This window comes from Pseudomonas abietaniphila (assembly GCF_039697315.1).
Taxonomy (GTDB): domain Bacteria; phylum Pseudomonadota; class Gammaproteobacteria; order Pseudomonadales; family Pseudomonadaceae; genus Aquipseudomonas; species Aquipseudomonas abietaniphila_B.
Genome location: NZ_CP155619.1, coordinates 30,196 through 48,428, shown reverse-complemented (window position 1 = coordinate 48,428; position 18,233 = coordinate 30,196). Strand labels below are relative to the sequence as shown.

Annotated in this window: 11 protein-coding genes and 1 tRNA gene; 10 read left to right on the top strand and 2 right to left on the bottom strand. The window is 61.0% G+C overall.

Annotated elements, in window-relative coordinates; genetic code table 11:
- The first annotated feature begins 5 nt into the window (after nt 1-5).
- From treS to ABDX87_RS00155, 9 genes are all read left to right on the top strand, one after another.
- On the top strand, nt 6-3,326 hold the full coding sequence (gene treS, locus ABDX87_RS00195) for a maltose alpha-D-glucosyltransferase (protein WP_346831014.1): 3,321 nt from the start codon (nt 6-8) through the stop codon (nt 3,324-3,326).
- Nucleotides 3,327-3,328: 2 nt separating this feature from the next.
- On the top strand, nt 3,329-5,560 hold the full coding sequence (glgB, locus tag ABDX87_RS00190) for a 1,4-alpha-glucan branching protein GlgB (RefSeq protein ID WP_346831013.1): 2,232 nt from the start codon (nt 3,329-3,331) through the stop codon (nt 5,558-5,560).
- 934 nt (nt 5,561-6,494) lie between these two features.
- Complete coding sequence (fdnG, locus tag ABDX87_RS00185) at nt 6,495-9,560, top strand: formate dehydrogenase-N subunit alpha (protein WP_346831012.1); 3,066 nt, start codon at nt 6,495-6,497, stop codon at nt 9,558-9,560.
- Nucleotides 9,560-10,507, top strand: coding sequence for a formate dehydrogenase subunit beta (fdxH, locus tag ABDX87_RS00180; RefSeq protein ID WP_346831011.1), 948 nt, complete (start codon nt 9,560-9,562; stop codon nt 10,505-10,507). Before fdnG ends, fdxH begins: the two co-directional genes overlap by 1 nt.
- Nucleotides 10,504-11,184, top strand: a complete 681-nt coding sequence (locus ABDX87_RS00175; protein WP_346831010.1) for a formate dehydrogenase subunit gamma — start codon at nt 10,504-10,506, stop codon at nt 11,182-11,184. Before fdxH ends, ABDX87_RS00175 begins: the two co-directional genes overlap by 4 nt.
- A 4-nt stretch (nt 11,185-11,188) precedes the next feature.
- Nucleotides 11,189-12,121 carry a formate dehydrogenase accessory protein FdhE gene (gene fdhE / locus ABDX87_RS00170; protein WP_346831009.1) on the top strand — a complete coding sequence of 311 codons (933 nt, stop codon included), beginning with the start codon at nt 11,189-11,191 and terminating at the stop codon, nt 12,119-12,121.
- Nucleotides 12,122-12,324: 203 nt separating this feature from the next.
- Complete coding sequence (selA, locus tag ABDX87_RS00165; protein WP_346831008.1) at nt 12,325-13,755, top strand: L-seryl-tRNA(Sec) selenium transferase; 1,431 nt, start codon at nt 12,325-12,327, stop codon at nt 13,753-13,755.
- Nucleotides 13,752-15,683: a selenocysteine-specific translation elongation factor gene (selB, locus tag ABDX87_RS00160; protein ID WP_346831007.1), complete on the top strand. Its 1,932-nt coding sequence runs from the start codon at nt 13,752-13,754 to the stop codon at nt 15,681-15,683. Before selA ends, selB begins: the two co-directional genes overlap by 4 nt.
- Nucleotides 15,684-15,711: 28 nt before the next feature.
- A tRNA-Sec gene (locus tag ABDX87_RS00155) sits at nt 15,712-15,807 on the top strand.
- A 192-nt stretch (nt 15,808-15,999) separates the two neighbouring features.
- On the opposite strand, the gene ABDX87_RS00150 is transcribed toward ABDX87_RS00155, so the two are convergent.
- Nucleotides 16,000-16,251, bottom strand: a complete 252-nt coding sequence (locus ABDX87_RS00150) for a hypothetical protein (protein ID WP_346831006.1) — start codon at nt 16,249-16,251, stop codon at nt 16,000-16,002.
- 2 nt (nt 16,252-16,253) lie between these two features.
- Between ABDX87_RS00150 and ABDX87_RS00145 the strand changes: the two genes are divergently transcribed.
- A complete protein-coding gene (locus tag ABDX87_RS00145; RefSeq protein ID WP_346831005.1) occupies nt 16,254-16,931 on the top strand; it encodes a TIGR04211 family SH3 domain-containing protein in 678 nt (225 codons plus the stop codon).
- 60 nt (nt 16,932-16,991) lie between these two features.
- On the opposite strand, the gene ABDX87_RS00140 is transcribed toward ABDX87_RS00145, so the two are convergent.
- Entirely contained in the window at nt 16,992-18,206 is a 1,215-nt protein-coding gene (locus tag ABDX87_RS00140) for an MFS transporter (protein ID WP_346831004.1), read from the bottom strand.
- Between the last annotated feature and the right edge of the window lie 27 nt (nt 18,207-18,233).

Below are 18,233 nucleotides of genomic sequence, written 5' to 3'. Positions count from 1 at the left end.
TGGTCATGGCAAAAAAGCCTCGCAACGCTGCCTTTATCGATGATCCGCTCTGGTACAAGGATGCGGTGATTTACCAGGTTCATGTGAAGTCGTATTTCGATTCGAACGATGATGGCATCGGCGACTTCCCGGGCCTGATCGCCAAGCTGGACTACATCGCCCAACTGGGCGTGAACACCATCTGGTTACTGCCGTTCTACCCGTCGCCGCGTCGCGATGACGGTTACGACATCGCCGATTACCGGGGCGTGCACACCGACTACGGGACCATGGCCGACGCGAAGAAATTCATCGCCGAAGCGCACAACCGTGGGTTGCGGGTGATCACCGAACTGGTCATCAACCACACCTCCGACCAGCACCCGTGGTTTCAGCGTGCCCGCCATGCCAAGAAAGGCTCCAAGGCGCGGGACTTCTATGTCTGGTCCGATGACGATCAGAAGTACGACGGCACGCGGATCATCTTTCTCGACACTGAGAAATCCAACTGGACCTGGGACCCGGTGGCCGGTCAGTACTTCTGGCACCGGTTTTACTCCCACCAGCCGGACCTGAACTTCGACAACCCGCAGGTCATGAAAGCGGTGCTCGAAGTGATGCGTTACTGGCTGGACATGGGCATCGATGGGCTGCGGCTGGACGCGATCCCTTACCTGATCGAGCGCGACGGGACGAATAACGAAAACCTGCAAGAGACGCACAACGTGCTCAAGCAGATTCGTGCCGAGATCGATGCGAATTATCCAGACCGCATGCTGCTGGCCGAGGCGAACCAATGGCCTGAAGACACGCAGCTGTATTTCGGTGATCGCAAGGGCAAGGACGGTGATGAATGCCACATGGCGTTTCACTTCCCCTTGATGCCACGGATGTACATGGCCGTGGCGCAGGAGGACCGTTTCCCGATCACCGACATCCTGCGTCAGACCCCGGAAATCCCGGAAAACTGCCAGTGGGCGATATTCCTGCGCAACCACGATGAGCTGACCCTCGAAATGGTCACCGATCGTGAGCGCGACTATCTGTGGAACTACTACGCTTCCGACCGCCGTGCGCGGATCAACCTCGGCATCCGGCGTCGTCTGGCGCCTTTGCTGGAGCGCGACCGCCGTCGCGTAGAGCTCCTTAACAGCATGTTGTTGTCCATGCCAGGTACACCGACCCTGTATTACGGTGACGAAATCGGCATGGGTGACAACATTTATCTCGGCGACCGAGATGGCGTGCGCACACCAATGCAGTGGTCCATCGACCGCAACGGCGGGTTTTCTCGGGCCAATCCGGCAAGCCTGGTGCTCCCGCCGATCATGGACCCGCTTTATGGGTTTCAGTCGGTTAACGTCGAGGCGCAGGACCACGACCCGCATTCGTTGCTGAACTGGACACGCCGCATGCTTGCCGTGCGCAAGCAACAAAAGGCCTTCGGCCGTGGCACCCTGAAAATGCTCTCACCGAGTAACCGGCGGATTCTGGCGTACACCCGTGAGTACACCGGTCCTGATGGCAAGACCGAAATCATTCTGTGTGTCGCCAACGTCTCGTCGGCCTCCCAGGCGGCCGAGCTCGAGCTTTCTCAGTACGCCGGCACCGTACCGGTGGAAATGCTCGGCGGCAGCGCTTTCCCACCTATTGGCCAGCTTAATTACCTGCTGACGTTGCCGCCCTACGGCTTCTACTGGTTCCTGCTGGCCGCGGAGAATCAAATGCCCAGCTGGCACGTCGAACCCGCCGAGAGCATGCCTGACTTCCCGACCCTGGTGCTCAAACAACGGCTGGAGGAGTTGCTGGACGAGCCGCTGCGCCAGACGCTTGAGCAGACGTCTCTTTCGGTTTACTTGCCCAAGCGTCGCTGGTTCGCTGGCAAAGGGACGGCCATCGATAATGTTCACATCAGCTACGGTGTGCGTTTCGGCTCCGCTCAGCGCCCAGTGATGCTCAGCGAGATAGAAGTGACCGCAGGCGGTGAAGTGGCCCGTTATCAACTGCCCTTCGGTTTCCTCGCTGAAGACGATTTCAGTAGCGCATTGCCTCAACAACTGGCGCTCGCCCGTGTCCGTCGTGGACGGCAGGTCGGGTTGATCACCGATGCATTCACCCTTGAGCCGTTCATTCGTGCAGTGATCAAGGGCATGCAGGACGAGACGGTCCTTGCGACCAACGACGGTGAATTGCGCTTTCAGCAAACATCGAAACTGCCGCCGTTGGGCTTGAATGACGAATCCGAAGTCCGCTACCTGTCGGCCGAGCAATCCAATAGCTCAGTGGTGATCGGCAGCAGTGTGGTGTTGAAGATGATTCGCCGCGTCGCCGCCGGCACGCACCCTGAGCTGGAAATGGGTGCTTACCTGACCGAGGCCGGGTATCAGCACATCTCGCCATTGCTGGGTGCTGTGGTGAGGGTGGACAAGGAGGGTGAAAGCAACCTGCTGATGATCGCTCAGGGGTATTTGAGCAATCAGGGTGATGCCTGGGAATGGACGCAGAACAACCTTGAGCGGGCCGTGCGGGACGAAATGGCTCACGGCCATTCCAACGTGGAACAGCACGCCAATGCACTGCTGGAGCTCAAGGACTTTGCCGGATTGCTGGGCCAGCGTTTGGGCGAAATGCATGTCGTGTTGAGCGCGCCGACTGACAATCCAGACTTCAAGACCGAGGTCACCAGCGTGAAGGACAGCCAGGCATCGGCCAAAAGCGTCTCGGCGCAGGTCGAGCGCGCGTTGGATTTGCTGGAGCAACATCGCGATACGCTGGAACCCGCCGACCAGCAACTGGTCAGTGAACTGCTGGGCAGACGCAAACCGCTGTTGGCGCAGGTGCAAACCCTGGCGAAACAGTCGGTCGGTGGATTGCGCATGCGGGTCCACGGTGACTTGCACCTGGGGCAAATGCTGGTGGTCAAGGGCGATGCGTATCTGATTGACTTCGAAGGAGAACCGGCGCGTCCGCTGCAGGAACGCCGCGCCAAATACAGCCCCTTCAAGGATGTCAGCGGCGTGTTGCGATCTTTCGACTACGCTGCCGCCATGGCAATGCGAAACGCGCAATCTGCGGACACCTCGCCTGAGGCTGCGGCGGCGCGTCAACATGTTGCTGAAACGTATTTGAGTCAGGCGCGCGCTGCGTTTCTCGACGGCTATAAACACGCCACCGGGGATGTTGCGCACGTCTGGAAAGATGCCAAGGGAGAGGCCGCTGCACTTGCGTTGTTCACCCTGGAAAAAGCCGCTTATGAAGTGGCCTACGAGGCCGAGAATCGGCCGACCTGGTTGTCGGTTCCGCTTCAAGGCTTGCGCGGGCTGTTGAACTTGTCTGATGGAGAATGAAAATGAGTGCGTCTGACCAATTCGGCGATGGCAACCACAAGTTGTTGCCCAGCGCCGGCGATATGGACGCGTTGATCCGCGCCGAACACCGTGACCCGTTCTCCATGCTCGGCCCTCACAGCGATGGCAAGGACGGGCAAGTCATCCGCGCCTATCTGCCCAATGCGCTGGGTGTGCGCGTCCTCTCTCGCGACGGCGAGCGTGATCTTGGCGAACTGACCATGAGCGACAAGCCCGGCTTCTTCGCCGGGCATTTCCCGGTGCGCGAACCGTACCTGTTGAAGATCAACTGGGCGACCGGTGAGCAGATCACCGAAGACCCTTACAGCTTCGGCCAGTTGCTCGGTGAAATGGACCTGTACCTGTTTGCCGAAGGCAATCACCGGGACCTGAGCAGCGCTTTGGGCGCGCAAGTGAAAACCGTCGACGGCGTCGATGGTGTGCGTTTTTCGGTGTGGGCACCCAATGCGCGTCGCGTCTCTGTAGTGGGCGACTTCAACAGCTGGGACGGTCGTCGCCATCCGATGCGCGTGCGCTATCCGTCCGGGGTGTGGGAGATTTTCATCCCGCGCATCAAGCCCGGTGAGACCTATAAATACGAAATCCTCGGGCAGCACGGCGTACTGCCACTGAAAGCCGACCCGATGGCATTGGCGACTACGGTGCCGCCGAACACAGCGTCAAAAGTGGCTGCGCCGCTGAGCTTTGACTGGCAGGACACGGACTGGATGCAGTCGCGCGGCGACAAACAGGATGTTCACAAGCCGCTGTCGATCTACGAACTGCATGCCGGTTCGTGGAAATGGCATCACGGCGGGGAAGACGAACCTGATCGTCCGTTCAACTGGCACGAACTGGCTGCCGAGTTGATCCCCTACATCAAGGACCTGGGCTTTACCCACATCGAACTGATGCCGATCATGGAACACCCGTTTGGCGGTTCATGGGGTTATCAGTTGTTGTCGCAGTTTGCCCCGAGTGCGCGTTATGGCTCGCCGGAAGATTTTGCTGCGTTCGTCAATGCCTGTCACCAGAACGACATTGGCGTGATCCTCGACTGGGTGCCCGCGCATTTTCCAACCGATACCCACGGCCTGGCGCAATTCGACGGCACTGCGCTGTACGAATACGGCAACCCGCAGGAAGGCTTTCACCAGGATTGGGACACGCTGATTTACAACCTCGGTCGCACGGAAGTGCACGGGTTCATGATCGCTTCGGGTCTGCATTGGTTGAAGAATTTCCATATCGACGGTCTGCGTGTGGATGCCGTGGCGTCCATGCTGTACCGCGACTACTCGCGCAAGGCCGGGGAATGGGTGCCTAACCGCTATGGCGGTCGCGAAAACCTCGAGGCGATCGATTTCCTGCGTCACCTCAATGACGTGGTCGCGCTGGAAGCACCAGGCGCACTGGTTATCGCTGAGGAATCCACGGCGTGGCCGGGCGTCAGCCAGCCAACGCAGCAGGGTGGGTTGGGCTTTGCCTACAAGTGGAACATGGGCTGGATGCACGACACGCTCAAGTACATCGAACAGGATCCGATTCATCGTCAGCATCACCATGACCGGCTGAGTTTCGGGCTGGTGTATGCGTGGTCGGAGCGTTTCATCCTGCCGATCTCCCACGATGAAGTGGTGCACGGCAAGCATTCGCTGATCGACAAGATGCCGGGTGACCGCTGGCAGAAGTTTGCCAACCTGCGGGCGTATCTGACGTTCATGTGGACCCACCCTGGCAAGAAGCTGCTGTTCATGGGTTGCGAATTCGGGCAGTGGCGTGAGTGGAATCATGACACGGAGCTGGACTGGCATTTCCTGCAGTATGCCGATCACAAGGGCGTGCATACGCTGGTGGGGGACCTGAACCGGCTGTATCGGTCGGAACCTGCGCTGTATGAGCAGGATTGCCAGCCTCAGGGTTTCCAGTGGGTGATTGGGGATGACGCCGGCAACAGCGTGTATGCCTATCTGCGTTGGAGCAAGGACGGCGAGCCGTTGTTGGTGGTTGCCAACCTGACGCCGGTGCCGCGCCATGGTTATCGGGTGGGTGTGCCGTTCAGCGGGAAGTGGGCTGAGCTGCTGAATTCCGATGCCGGGGTGTACGCAGGTTCGAACGTCGGTAACGGCGGCGCGGTGATGGCTGATGAGGTCAAGAGCCATGGCCAGGCGTTTTCGCTGGCGTTGGATTTGCCGCCGTTGGCGGTGGTGGTGTTTAAGCCGGTTGGGGAGTAGCCGCACCACCCCCAAGTCACCAAAGGTGCCGGATCCTGGTTGATTGATCGTTGATCGTTCCCACGCTCCGCGTGGTAACGCAGCGAAACGACGCTCCGCGTCGTTGGGACGCCGAGCATTCTGCCCGGCATTCCCACATGGAGCATCGGGACGATCAAAACTTCGGGCCCTCCGGACCTGTGGGAGTCAGCTTGCTGACGAATGCGGTGGCTTATCTGACATCTTCGCAGCTGACCTACCGCATTCGCTGCCCTCGTAACCTCGGACGTCTCCCACAGGGATGGGGTGTCAGGGGAAAGTGCGTCAGACATTGATCGTTCCCACGCAGAGCGTGGGGACGATCAAAGCTTCGGGCCCTCCGGACCTGTGAGAGTCAGCTTGCTGACAAATGTGGTGGCTCATCTGAGATTTTGCAGGTGACCCACTGCATTCGCTGCCCTCGTAACCTCGGACGTCTCCCACAGGGATGGAGTGTCAGGGGGAAGTGCGGCAGGCATCGTGATGAGTGGGAGTCAGCTTGCTGACGAATGCAGTGCGTCATTCACCCTCGATGTACCTGGCACACTTGATGCCATTGAGAGTCAATGTCCCTACGGCCCTTCAACACTTCTTCTCAGTGTCTTTCATGAACGCCGCCAGTTCGCTGGCATAGCACCGCGCGTTTCCTGCGCGCGGCACTTAGGCCTGACGCGTCGACGGCCCCGATCATCGTTCGATGAGCGAGTCCTGTTAATCCCTATTTCGCGCTAACAATTATTCACATTCTGTGCCGCTGCGCATTGTCTGCCACGGGGCCGACGATCTGATTTCCTGGCGATGCTGGCATTCTGGGCTAAAGTTTTTGATGTCGGGTTTCTCGCCGACGCGTGTTCAAGACCCGTGATTGAAAAGGCCCGACTACGTATCGGGACTTCCACCTGATCAGGAGTGCACGATGGACCTCAACCGTCGGCAGTTCTTCAAGGTCGCCGCTGTCGGCCTTGGAGGCTCGAGCCTGGCGGCGTTGGGCATGGCCCCAACGCCGGCGTTCGCCGAGCAGATACGCCATTTCAAACTCGCCCACACCCATGAAACCCGCAACACCTGCCCGTATTGCTCGGTCGGCTGCGGCCTGATCATGTACAGCCAGGGCGATGCCGCGAAGAACGTCGCGCAGAACATCATTCACATCGAAGGCGATGCCGATCACCCGGTCAACCGTGGCACCCTGTGCCCGAAAGGCGCGGGCCTTCTTGACTTCATTCACAGTCCCGGTCGTCTCAAATACCCTCAGGTGCGCAAGCCCGGGAGCAACGAATGGACCCGAATCTCCTGGGATGAAGCGCTGGACCGTGTGGCTGACCTGATGAAGGCCGACCGCGATGCGAACTTCATCGAGAAGAACGACAAGGGCCAGACCGTCAACCGGTGGCTGACCACGGGCTTCCTCGCAGCGTCCGCGGCGTCCAACGAGGCCGGTTACATGACGCACAAGGTCATTCGCGCAACCGGTATGCTGGGGTTCGATAACCAGGCACGTGTCTGACATGGCCCGACGGTGGCAAGTCTTGCCCCGACGTACGGCCGTGGAGCCATGACCAATACCTGGACCGATATCGCCAACGCGAATCTGATCCTGGTGATGGGCGGCAACGCAGCAGAAGCACACCCCTGCGGATTCAAATGGGTGACCGAAGCCAAGGCGCACAACAAGGCACGCTTGATCGTGGTCGACCCACGTTTCACGCGCACGGCCTCCGTGGCCGACTATTACGCGCCGATCCGCACCGGCAGCGACATCGCGTTCATGGGCGGGTTGATCAACTACCTGCTGACTCAGGACAAGATCCAGCACGAATACGTGCGCAATTACACCGACGTGTCCTTCATCGTCAAAGCCGGCTATGGCTTTGAAGACGGGATCTTCAGTGGATACGACGCGACCAAGCGCCTCTACACCGACAAGTCGGGTTGGGGCTACGAGCTGGGCGAGGACGGGTTCGTCAAAGTCGACCCGACCCTGCAGGACCCGCAGTGCGTCTATCAACTGATGAAGCAGCATTACAGCCGTTACACCCCGGAAATCGCCAGCCTGACCTGTGGCATGCCACAGGACCGGATGATGAAGATCTGGGAAGAAATCGCCACCTGCTCGACACCGGGCAAGACCATGACGATTCTCTACGCGCTGGGCTGGACGCAGCACTCCATCGGTTCGCAGATCATCCGCAGCGCGGCGATGGTGCAACTGCTGCTGGGCAACGTCGGCATGCCGGGCGGGGGCGTGAACGCCTTGCGCGGCCACTCCAATATTCAGGGCCTTACCGACCTTGGATTGCTGTCCAACGCGCTGCCCGGTTACCTGACCCTGCCTTCCGATGCTGAGCAGGACTACGACGCCTACATCACCAAGCGCACGCAGAAACCGTTGCGTCCAGGGCAGCTGTCCTACTGGCAGAACTACAGCAAATTCCACGTCAGCCTGATGAAGTCCTGGTATGGCGCCAATGCCACGGCCGAGAACAAATGGGGTTATGACTGGCTGCCGAAGCTCGATATTCCCAACTACGACATCCTGAAAATGTTCGACATGATGGGCAAGGGGCAGGTTAACGGTTATGTCTGCCAGGGGTTCAACCCCATCGCGGCGTTGCCGGACAAGAACCGGGTGATGAAAGCGCTCGCCAAGCTCAAATGGCTGGTGATCATGGACCCGCTGGCGACTGAAACCTCCGAGTTCTGGCAGAAGGTCGGCCCGTACAACGATGTACAGACCGATGCCATTCAGACCGAAGTCATTCGTCTGCCCACGACGTGTTTTGCGGAGGAAGACGGCTCGCTGGTCAACAGCAGCCGCTGGCTGCAGTGGCACTTCAAAGGTGCAGAGGGCCCCGGCGAGGCGATCACCGACGTCCGCATCATGAGCGAACTGTTCCTGCGCCTGCGCAAGCGCTATCAGGAACAGGGCGGTGCGTATGCCGAACCCCTGTTGAAACTGAACTGGCCTTACAAAGTGCCTGAGGAGCCGTCGCCCGAAGAGATCGCCAAGGAGATCAACGGCGCGGCCACCATGGACTTCACGGACTTCTCGGGTGCTGCGATCAAGGGTGGCGCGCAGCTGACCGGGTTTTCCCAGCTCAAGGACGACGGCAGTACGGCGTCGGGGTGCTGGATTTTCTGCGGCAGCTGGACCGAAGCCGGCAACCAGATGGCACGCCGGGACAACAGCGACCCTTATGACATGCACCAGCATCAAGGCTGGGCGTGGGCCTGGCCGAGCAACCGGCGGATTCTGTACAACCGCGCCTCTGCAGACACCCAGGGCAAACCCTGGGATCAGAAGAAGCGGCTGATCTGGTGGAATGGCAAAGCCTGGACGGGCACTGATGTGCCGGACTTCGTCGTGACCTCTGCGCCGGAAGCCGGGATGAACCCGTTCATCATGAACCCTGAAGGCGTGGCGCGTTTCTTCGCCGTCGACAAGATGAACGAGGGGCCATTCCCGGAACACTACGAACCTTTCGAAACCCCGATCGGTATCAACCCGCTGCACCCGAACAATAAACAGGCGACCAGCAATCCCGCCGGACGCATCTTCGATTCAGTGTGGGACTCGTTGGGCGTGGCCAAGGACTTCCCGTACGCGGGCACCAGTTACCGGTTGACCGAGCATTTCCACTACTGGAGCAAGCATTGCCGTCTCAACGCGATTGCGCAGCCTGAGCAATTTGTCGAGATCGGTGAAGCGCTGGCGAAGGAAAAAGGCATTGTCGCGGGGGACCGGGTGAGGGTGAGCAGCAAGCGCGGGTTCATCGAAGCCGTCGCGGTGGTGACCAAGCGCATCCGGCCGTTGCAGGTCAACAATCAGGTGGTGCATCAGATCGGTATCCCGATCCATTGGGGGTTCACTGGCACCACCCGCAACGGATACCTGGCCAATACGTTGGTGCCGTTTCTGGGTGACGGTAACTCGCAAACCCCGGAATCCAAGTCGTTCCTGGTGAACGTGGAGAAAATCTGATGGCCATTCAAGACATCACTGCACGTTCAGCCACCACCACGGTGCCCTCGTCGGTCAGGCAACTGGAAGAAGTCGCCAAGCTGATCGACACCACCAAATGCATTGGCTGCAAGGCTTGCCAGGTCGCGTGCTCGGAATGGAACGAGCTGCGCGACGAGGTGGGCCATAACCACGGCACCTACGACAACCCGCAGGACCTGAGCGCAGAAACCTGGACCCTGATGCGCTTCACCGAGCACGAAACCGCCGACAACAACCTGGAGTGGCTGATCCGCAAGGACGGCTGCATGCACTGTGCCGACCCGGGCTGCCTGAAGGCGTGTCCGAGCCCTGGCGCGATCATCAAACACGCCAACGGCATCGTCGATTTCAACCAGGACCACTGCATCGGTTGCGGTTACTGCATCACCGGTTGCCCGTTCGACATTCCGCGGATCTCGCAGAAAGACCACAAGGCGTACAAATGTACGCTGTGCTCGGACCGCGTCTCCGTGGGGCTTGAACCGGCGTGCGTGAAAACCTGTCCGACCGGCGCCATCGTCTTCGGCACCAAGGAAGATATGAAGGTGCATGCCGCCGAGCGGGTGGTCGATCTGAAGTCCCGCGGTTTTGAAAACGCCGGTTTGTATGACCCTGCCGGGGTCGGCGGCACCCATGTGATGTACGTACTGCACCACGCTGACGATCCCAAGCTGTACGCCGGATTGCCGAAGGACCCGGAAATCAGCCCGCTGGTGGGGCTGTGGAAAGGCGTCAGCAAACCACTGGGGCTGCTGGCCATGGGCGTCGCGGTGCTGGCGGGCTTCTTCCATTACGTACGAATCGGGCCGCAGCGCGAAGAAGACGAGCACGAGCCTGCGAAAGACCCGAGCGTGCACGAGGTCGATCCCGCCGTGCATGTCTACGACCCAAATAAACCGGGACCTGAAGGGGAGCAACGGCCATGAGCGAAAACCGTGAACCCGGCAAGACCATCCTGCGCTACAACTCCAACGAGCGGACCAACCACTGGCTGGTGGCGATTCTGTTCTTCATGGCGGGTTTATCGGGCCTGGCCTTGTTTCATCCGGCGATGTTCTGGTTGACCAACCTGTTCGGCGGAGGCCCGTGGACGCGCATCCTGCACCCATTCATGGGCGTGGCGATGTTTGTGTTCTTCTGCGGGCTGGTGATCCGTTTCTGGCGCGCCAACCTGTTCATCCCCAATGACCGTTTGTGGCTCAAGCGGATCGATCGGGTGATGGTCAACTCGGAGGAGGGCGTGCCGCCGATTGGCAAGTACAACCCCGGTCAGAAGCTGCTGTTCTGGACGTTGCTGTTGTGCATGCTGGCGTTGCTGTTCAGTGGTCTGGTGATCTGGCGGGCCTACTTCAGCGAGTACTTCGGCATCACCGTGATTCGTCTCGGCGCGTTGTTGCACGCGTTGGCCGGCTTCGTGCTGATCACCAGCATCATCGTCCATATCTATGCCGGTATCTGGATCAAGGGCTCGGTGGGCGCCATGTTGCATGGCTGGGTCAGCCGCCGTTGGGCGAAGAAACACCACGCGTTGTGGTATCGCAAGATCGTCGATGAAGAGGGCCCGCCTGTTCAGGCGCAGCCTCGTGTAACCAAGAAAGGATGACGCATTGAGTCAGACCCTCGAACCCGAAGAAATCCAGGCGCAGGCGGGGGCTTACTCCCTGCCGTTCCTGTACCTGCCACCTGCCAACCTGTTTGCGCTGCGAGCCGCACGCCTGGAGCAACTCGCCGAAGATCATCCGCTGGCCGACTACCTGCGTCTGATCGCGGCGCTGTGTCGGGTCCAACAGGATCTGCTCGATCAGCCGCCCAGCGACTGGGTTCCGGACAGCAGTCGCCTTGATGTGTGCCGTCAGCACGGCCTGCCGCCGCTTGCGGCCGACAGCCTGGTTCGTGAGGCGCACTGGCAGCGGTATCTGGAGGCACTCCTCGAACGCTTTCAGCCGTTCGCACACGATCACGTCCAGCAGGCCGTTGCCCAGTTACTCGCTGCAGACGAAGGACAGCGCAAAGCGTGGGCGATTTCACTGCTCAGCGGTCAGTACGCGGGTCTGCCTGCGGCTGTGGTGCCGTTTTTGGGCGCTGCCCTGCAGACGGCGTGGAGCCATTGGTTGTTGACGCTCTCCTTTACCGACCTCAAGCCCTGCGACAGCCTGGGCCAGTGCCCGGCCTGTGGTTCACCCGCGATGGCGGGTGTCATTCGTCATCGCGGCAAATACAACGGCCTGCGCTACCTCGTCTGTTCGCTGTGTGCCTGTGAATGGCATGTGGTGCGGGTCAAATGTGTGTATTGCGAACAGAGCAAAGGCTTGAAATACGTCAGCCTGGACGATGATCGCATCGCAGTGGACAAGGCACCGCTGCGGGCCGAGGTTTGTCCGGGGTGCAACACCTACCTCAAGCAGATCTATCTGGAGTGTGACGCCGAAGCCGAGGCGCTGTCAGCGGACCTGGCGAGTTTGATGCTGGACATGCGCCTGGACCTGGAAGGCATCCAGCGGCTGGCACCGAACCTGATGCTGGCGCCTGGGGGCGAGTGAAAAGGGCGTCTACACTCAGATTCCGCAACACGATGCAATCTGCGTCTGGCCAAAGGCCCTAGGAGCCGGCTTGCTGGCGAAGGCGTCGCTCATTCCTGTTCATGTTTGGGCATACCGGCCTCGTCGTGAGCAATCTCACTCCCACAGGTGCTGTGTGGCAACTGGGTAGCCCGACCTGTTTTTTTCGCTATCGGAGTACATGAATGCCCGCAAACCTTGCCTCGATCCCGCCGCGTTTACCCTCTGTCGACAGCCTGTTGCGTCATCCCGCCTGCCATCCCCTGATCGACCGCTATGGCCGCGATGCGGTGCTGGCCACCTTGCGCCAGTTGCTCGATGACGTGCGTGAGTCGGCCGTGACGGGGAACGCGAGTGCAGCGGAGCTCAGCTGTGAGGTGTTGGCGGGCCGTGCATCGGAGCGGCTGGCGATCCAGCATCGGAGCAAGGTGCGCCGGGTGTTCAACCTGACGGGCACGGTGCTGCACACCAACCTGGGCCGGGCGCTGTTACCCGAAGAAGCCATCGAGGCGATCCAGACCGCAGCGCGTTACCCGCTGAATCTGGAATTTGACCTCAGCAGCGGCAAACGCGGCGACCGCGATGACCTGATCGAGGGTTTGATCCGTGAACTGACCGGCGCCGAAGCCGTGACCGTCGTCAACAACAATGCGGCTGCGGTATTGCTCGCGCTTAACAGCCTGGGCGCGCGCAAGGAAGGCATCATTTCTCGCGGCGAGCTGATCGAGATTGGCGGTGCGTTTCGCATTCCCGACATCATGGCCCGCGCCGGCGTGAAGCTGCATGAGATCGGCACCACCAACCGCACCCACGCCAAGGATTACGAGGCCGCGATCAATCCGCGCACCGGTCTGCTGATGCGTGTTCACACGAGTAACTACAGCATTCAGGGTTTCACCGCGAGTGTGCCGACGCAAGCATTGGCGCGCATCGCCCATGAGCACCAACTGCCGCTGCTGGAAGACCTGGGCAGTGGCAGCTTGCTGGACCTCACGCGCTGGGGGTTGCCGGCCGAACCGACGGTGCGCCAGACCTTGGCAGAAGGCGCCGACATCGTGACCTTCAGTGGCGATAAATTGCTCGGTGGCCCGCAGGCCGGCTTGATTGTCGGCAGCAAAGCGCTGATCGCGAAAATCAAAAAGAACCCGCTCAAACGCGCACTGCGTGTGGACAAGCTGACCCTGGCCGCGCTGGAAGCGGTGCTCAGTCTTTATCGTGATCCGGACCGCCTGGCCGCGCGTTTGCCGAGCCTGCGCCTGTTGACGCGTCCGCAAGCTGACATTCTCGCTCAGGCCGAACGCTTGCGGCCGCTGTTGGCCAGGACGCTGGGCGAAGGCTGGGCTGTGGCCGTGCAGCCGAGCTTGGGCATGATCGGCAGCGGCAGCCAGCCGGTGGCGCGGCTGCCCAGCGCGTCGTTGTGTTTACGACCGATCGTCTCGAAAAAGCTTCGCGGCCGTCAGCTTCACGCCCTTGAGGCCGGGCTGCGTAACCTGCCGATCCCGGTGCTGGGGCGCATCGACGATGACGCGCTCTGGCTCGATCTGCGACAACTGGACGACGAAGCGGGCTGGACAGGCCAGTTGAACCAGTTGCGCTGGGAGGGCGAGGCAGGGTGATCGTCGGGACCGCTGGACACATCGATCATGGCAAAACGGCCTTGCTGGAAGCGCTGACCGGGCAGGCGGGCGACCGGCGACGCGAAGAGCGCGAGCGCGGCATTACCATCGACCTGGGTTACCTGTACGCGCCGCTGGCGGCCGACGTGCCACTGACCGGTTTCATTGACGTGCCTGGCCACGAGCGCTTCATTCACAACATGCTCGCCGGCGCTCAGGGTATCGACTTGGTGCTGCTGGTGGTCGCGGCGGACGACGGGGTCATGCCACAAACCCGCGAGCACCTGGCCATTGTCGAATTGCTCGGAATTCCTGAGCTGCGGGTCGTGATCAGCAAGTGTGACCGGGTCGAGTCGGCCCGTGTGCAGCAGGTCCATAAGCAGGTTCGTGATCTGCTGGCGCCGGGTCCGTATGCCGATGCGCTGCAGTTTGAAGTTTCCAGCCTCACGGGCGAAGGCATCGACGCCTTGCGCCAGGCCTTGCTCCGTGCTCAGAACGACGTGCGGGAACGCAGCGACCGCGGCGGCTTTCGCCTGGACATCGACCGGGCGTTCAGTGTGTCCGGTGCCGGTATTGTCGTGACCGGGACTGCGCTCGCCGGAGAAGTGAACGTGGGCGACACGTTGCTGCTCGGGCAGTCGGGCAAGAGCGTACGTGTCCGTGGCCTGCACGCACAAAACCAGACCGCCTCACAGGCCCGCATCGGGCAGCGCGTGGCACTGAACCTGAACGCTGTAAAGCTTGCCCTGGAACACATTCATCGCGGCGACTGGCTGCTTGCCGAATGGTTGTTCGCGCCGACCCAGCGGATCGACATCGACTTGCAATTGCTGAGCAGCGAGACCCGTGCGTTCGAGCATTTCAGCCCGGTCCACGTCCACATTGGCACGCAGGACGTCACCGCTCGCGTTGCCTTGCTTGAAGGGAGCAGCGTCGCCCCCGGCGGGCGCATGTTCGCGCAACTGCTGCTCAATGCGCCGGTGCACGCGGTTCACGGGGATCGTCTGGTAGTGCGTGACCAAAGCGCGCAACGAACCGTGGGTGGCGCAAGGGTACTGGACCCGTTCGCCCCATCACGTCAGCGGCGCAGCGCCGAACGGCTGGCGACGCTGAACATTCTTGCCGGCGCGGCGGATCTGGAGTCGGCACTGCCAGCGTTGATCGCATACAGCGAAACCGGCCTTGATCCGCAGCGCCTGGAGCGGCAGTTCAATCGCCTGCGCGCGACCTGGCAATTACCGTCCGATACCCGGGTCGTTCTCACCCGTCAGGGCCAACTGCTGTTCAGCGAGGCACGATGGCAGGCCCTGCAGCGCGCATTGCTTGAGCATCTGGCACGGTTTCATGAGCAGGAACCCGACCAGCTCGGGCCTGACCGCGACCGGTTACGGCGTTTCGCAGCGATGCCACTGGAGCGTCCGGCATTCATTGCCCTGATCGACGGGTTGCTGGCCGCAGGCACGATCGCCAGCAGCGGACCGTGGCTGCACTTGCCGGATCATCAGGTGAAGCTCAGTGACGAAGACGAGCAGTTCTGGCTGCGACTGTCACCCCTGATGCAGCAGGCGCGCTTCGACCCGCCCTGGGTGCGCGACTTCGCAACGGTGACTGGACACACCGAAGCTGAAACGCGTCTGCTGCTGCGCAAGCTGGCGCGCATCGGGCAAGTGCATCAGGTGGTGCGTGATCTGTTTTATCTGGAGTCCACAATTCGGGAAATGGTGGCTATGCTGTTGCAACTGTCTGCAGCTGACCCGGTGATCCAGGCGGCAGCGTTTCGCGACAGGCTGGGCATCGGCCGCAAGCGCAGTATCCAGATTCTCGAGTATTTCGACCGTATCGGTTTCACCCGACGTATCGGCGATCAGCGTCAAGTGCGTGCGGACAATGCACTGGCGCAGGCGTCCAGGGCTGACGCTCAGGGTTGAAACGTTTCGAGCCGGTCAGTTCGATCATGGAAGGCAATCGCGCCCGGTGGCGCGGCCGGGCTTCAAACCCGGTTGGGGACGGCAGCCGTTCCCGGGCAGGTTCGACTCCCGCTGCCTTCCGCCATTTTTCTTCCGCTTCAACCTGTTGCCTGACAGCGCCTAATTCTGGACACGCCAAATTGAAAGGGTCTTCAGCTGTTGGGACAGTCCATCCTGTGGGAGCGAGCTTGCTCGCGAATGCGCCGGGACAGTCTCCATTTTCGGTGGCTGAGACGCTGCGTTCCCGAGCAACCTCGCTCCCACTGACTTACCGTTGTCAGCTCCGCCACGGCATTTCCCGGACGAACGTCACCTCCCTGTAGTGAACCTGACACTGTTTGAACGGTCTGTTGACCACTGCGCGCGCGGTGCGCCGGGTCACGAGGCCCCGGTGTTTTGTGGATTTTCCTCGCGCGTCGTTGCCTTCTCCAGCGTTTGCAGCGCCTTGCTCTTCGCTGCCGATCAGGCTTTTGTCCATTGCATGCGGCCCGACCATCCGGCCTTTCTTTTTATTTTTGTCGAAGATCACCCATGTCTCTATCTCGTCCCGTTTCTGTTTCTCTTTCATCCTCCCATCTGCCGGGCGCCCGACGCCGTTTGCTCAGCGCCGGCTTGCTGGGAACCCTGCTGACGGTTGGTGTAGTCGCCCAAGCGCAAGCCGAAGGCAAGGACCGCTGGGTCAACGACACCTTGAGCACCTACGTCCGTAGCGGTCCGACCGATGGCTATCGCATCGTCGGCACCCTGAAATCGGGTCAGAAAGTCGAACTGCTCACCACCCAGGGCGATTACAGCCAGGTGCGCGGCAACTCCGGCGACACAGTTTGGATCCCCTCGGCGGATCTGCAGGAAGTCCCCGGCCAGGCCGAACGCCTGCCGCAACTGACCCAGCAAGTGGCCGACCTCAGTGCCCAGTTGAAAACCATCGACGACGACTGGAAAACCAAAGTCCAGGGCATGCAGGAGACGCTCGATTCGCGCAAGAAACTGGTGGATGAACTGGAGGCCCGCACCAAAGACCTCAACGCCCAACTGACCGACGCCCAATCGGAACTGCGCTCCACCCAGGCGAAACTCGGTGACGAGAATAACCAGGTGCTCATGCGCTACATGGTGTATGGCGGCAGCATCGCGGGGGCAGGGCTGTTGCTCGGCCTGATTCTTCCTGCGCTGACCCGGGGTCGCAAGCGTAACGACCGCTGGTTTTAATCGCCTCCACCGGCCAGGTGTGGTCGGCGGCACGCGGCAGCCGTCGAAACCTTCTCTGGCTCAGGTGGCCAGCGGCGTTCTGACCGCGCGCTGATAGCGGAACCAGACCAGCGCTGCCCACAGCCCCGAGGCAGCGCCAATGCCCATGGCCCATCGCGGGCCGAACAGGTCGGCGACCCAGCCCACGATCGGGGCGCCGACGGGCGTGCCGCCCAGTGTCGTCGCTAGCAAAATGGCCATCACCCGACCTCGCATCAACGGATCGGTCGACAGCTGCACCATGCTGTTGGCCGACGTGGTGAAGGTCTGCGCCGAAATCCCCAGTACAAACAGCAGGCCGCCGAACAGCCAGAAGTTCGACATCAGGGCCGCCATCACAAAGCATCCGCCGAACAGCGCGCAGGCCCAGAACAGCAACATGGGACCCGGACGGGCGCGTCGCGCCGAGAGCAGGGCACCGGTCACCGATCCCACTGCCATCAGCGACGTCAGCAGGCCGTAGTGGCTGGCGTCCGCGTCGAACACCGTGACCGCCATGGTCGAGATGTAGATGGGGAAGTTCAGGCCGAAAGTGCCCATGAGAAACAGCATCAGCAGGATGGCTTTGAGGTCAGGACGCGCCCAGACGTAACGGAAACCTTCAGCCAGTTGGCCGCGAACACGGGGAGGCCGCTCGCGGACATGCATCTGGTTTTTCCGCAGGCAGCACAGCGAGATGATCATCGCGGCAAATGTCAGCACGTTCAGCAGAAACACCCAGCCGTTGCCCACCCAAGGGATCAACAGTCCGGACACCGCCGGGCCGACCATGCGCGCCACGTTGAACGACAGCGAATTCAATGCCACGGCGTTGCTCAGGTAGGACTCATCCACCAGATCGGACACAAAGGTCTGCCGCGCCGGCGCATCGATAGCCGCAACGCACCCTGACATCGCCGCAAAGAAGTACACATGCCACAGCTGTACATGCCCGGTGACCGTCAGCAGCCCGAGCCCCAACGCAGAGGCGGCAAACGCCAGTTGCGTGCCGATGAGCAGTTTACGCCGGTCGAAGTGATCGGCCGCATACCCGCTGAAGGGCAGGAGCAGCAACATGGGCCCGAACTGCAAGGCCATGACAATGCCCAGCGCGGTGGCGTTCTGTTCGGTGAGTTGGGTGAGCACCAGCCAGTCCTGCGCAGTGCGTTGCATCCAGGTGCCGATGTTGGACACGATCCCGCCCAGGGACCAGACGCGGAAGTTGTAGACGGCCAGCGAACGGAAGGTTCTGGCCATCAGTCACATGGCTCGGTCGGTCGGATT

Coding starts and splice junctions, on each gene's coding strand:
- treS (WP_346831014.1), top strand. CDS start 6: ATGGCAAAAAAGCCTCGCAACGCTGCCTTTATCGATGATCCGCTCTGG.
- glgB (WP_346831013.1), top strand. CDS start 3,329: ATGAGTGCGTCTGACCAATTCGGCGATGGCAACCACAAGTTGTTGCCC.
- fdxH (WP_346831011.1), top strand. CDS start 9,560: ATGGCCATTCAAGACATCACTGCACGTTCAGCCACCACCACGGTGCCC.
- ABDX87_RS00175 (WP_346831010.1), top strand. CDS start 10,504: ATGAGCGAAAACCGTGAACCCGGCAAGACCATCCTGCGCTACAACTCC.
- selA (WP_346831008.1), top strand. CDS start 12,325: ATGCCCGCAAACCTTGCCTCGATCCCGCCGCGTTTACCCTCTGTCGAC.
- ABDX87_RS00145 (WP_346831005.1), top strand. CDS start 16,254: ATGTCTCTATCTCGTCCCGTTTCTGTTTCTCTTTCATCCTCCCATCTG.
- ABDX87_RS00140 (WP_346831004.1), bottom strand. CDS start 18,206: ATGGCCAGAACCTTCCGTTCGCTGGCCGTCTACAACTTCCGCGTCTGG.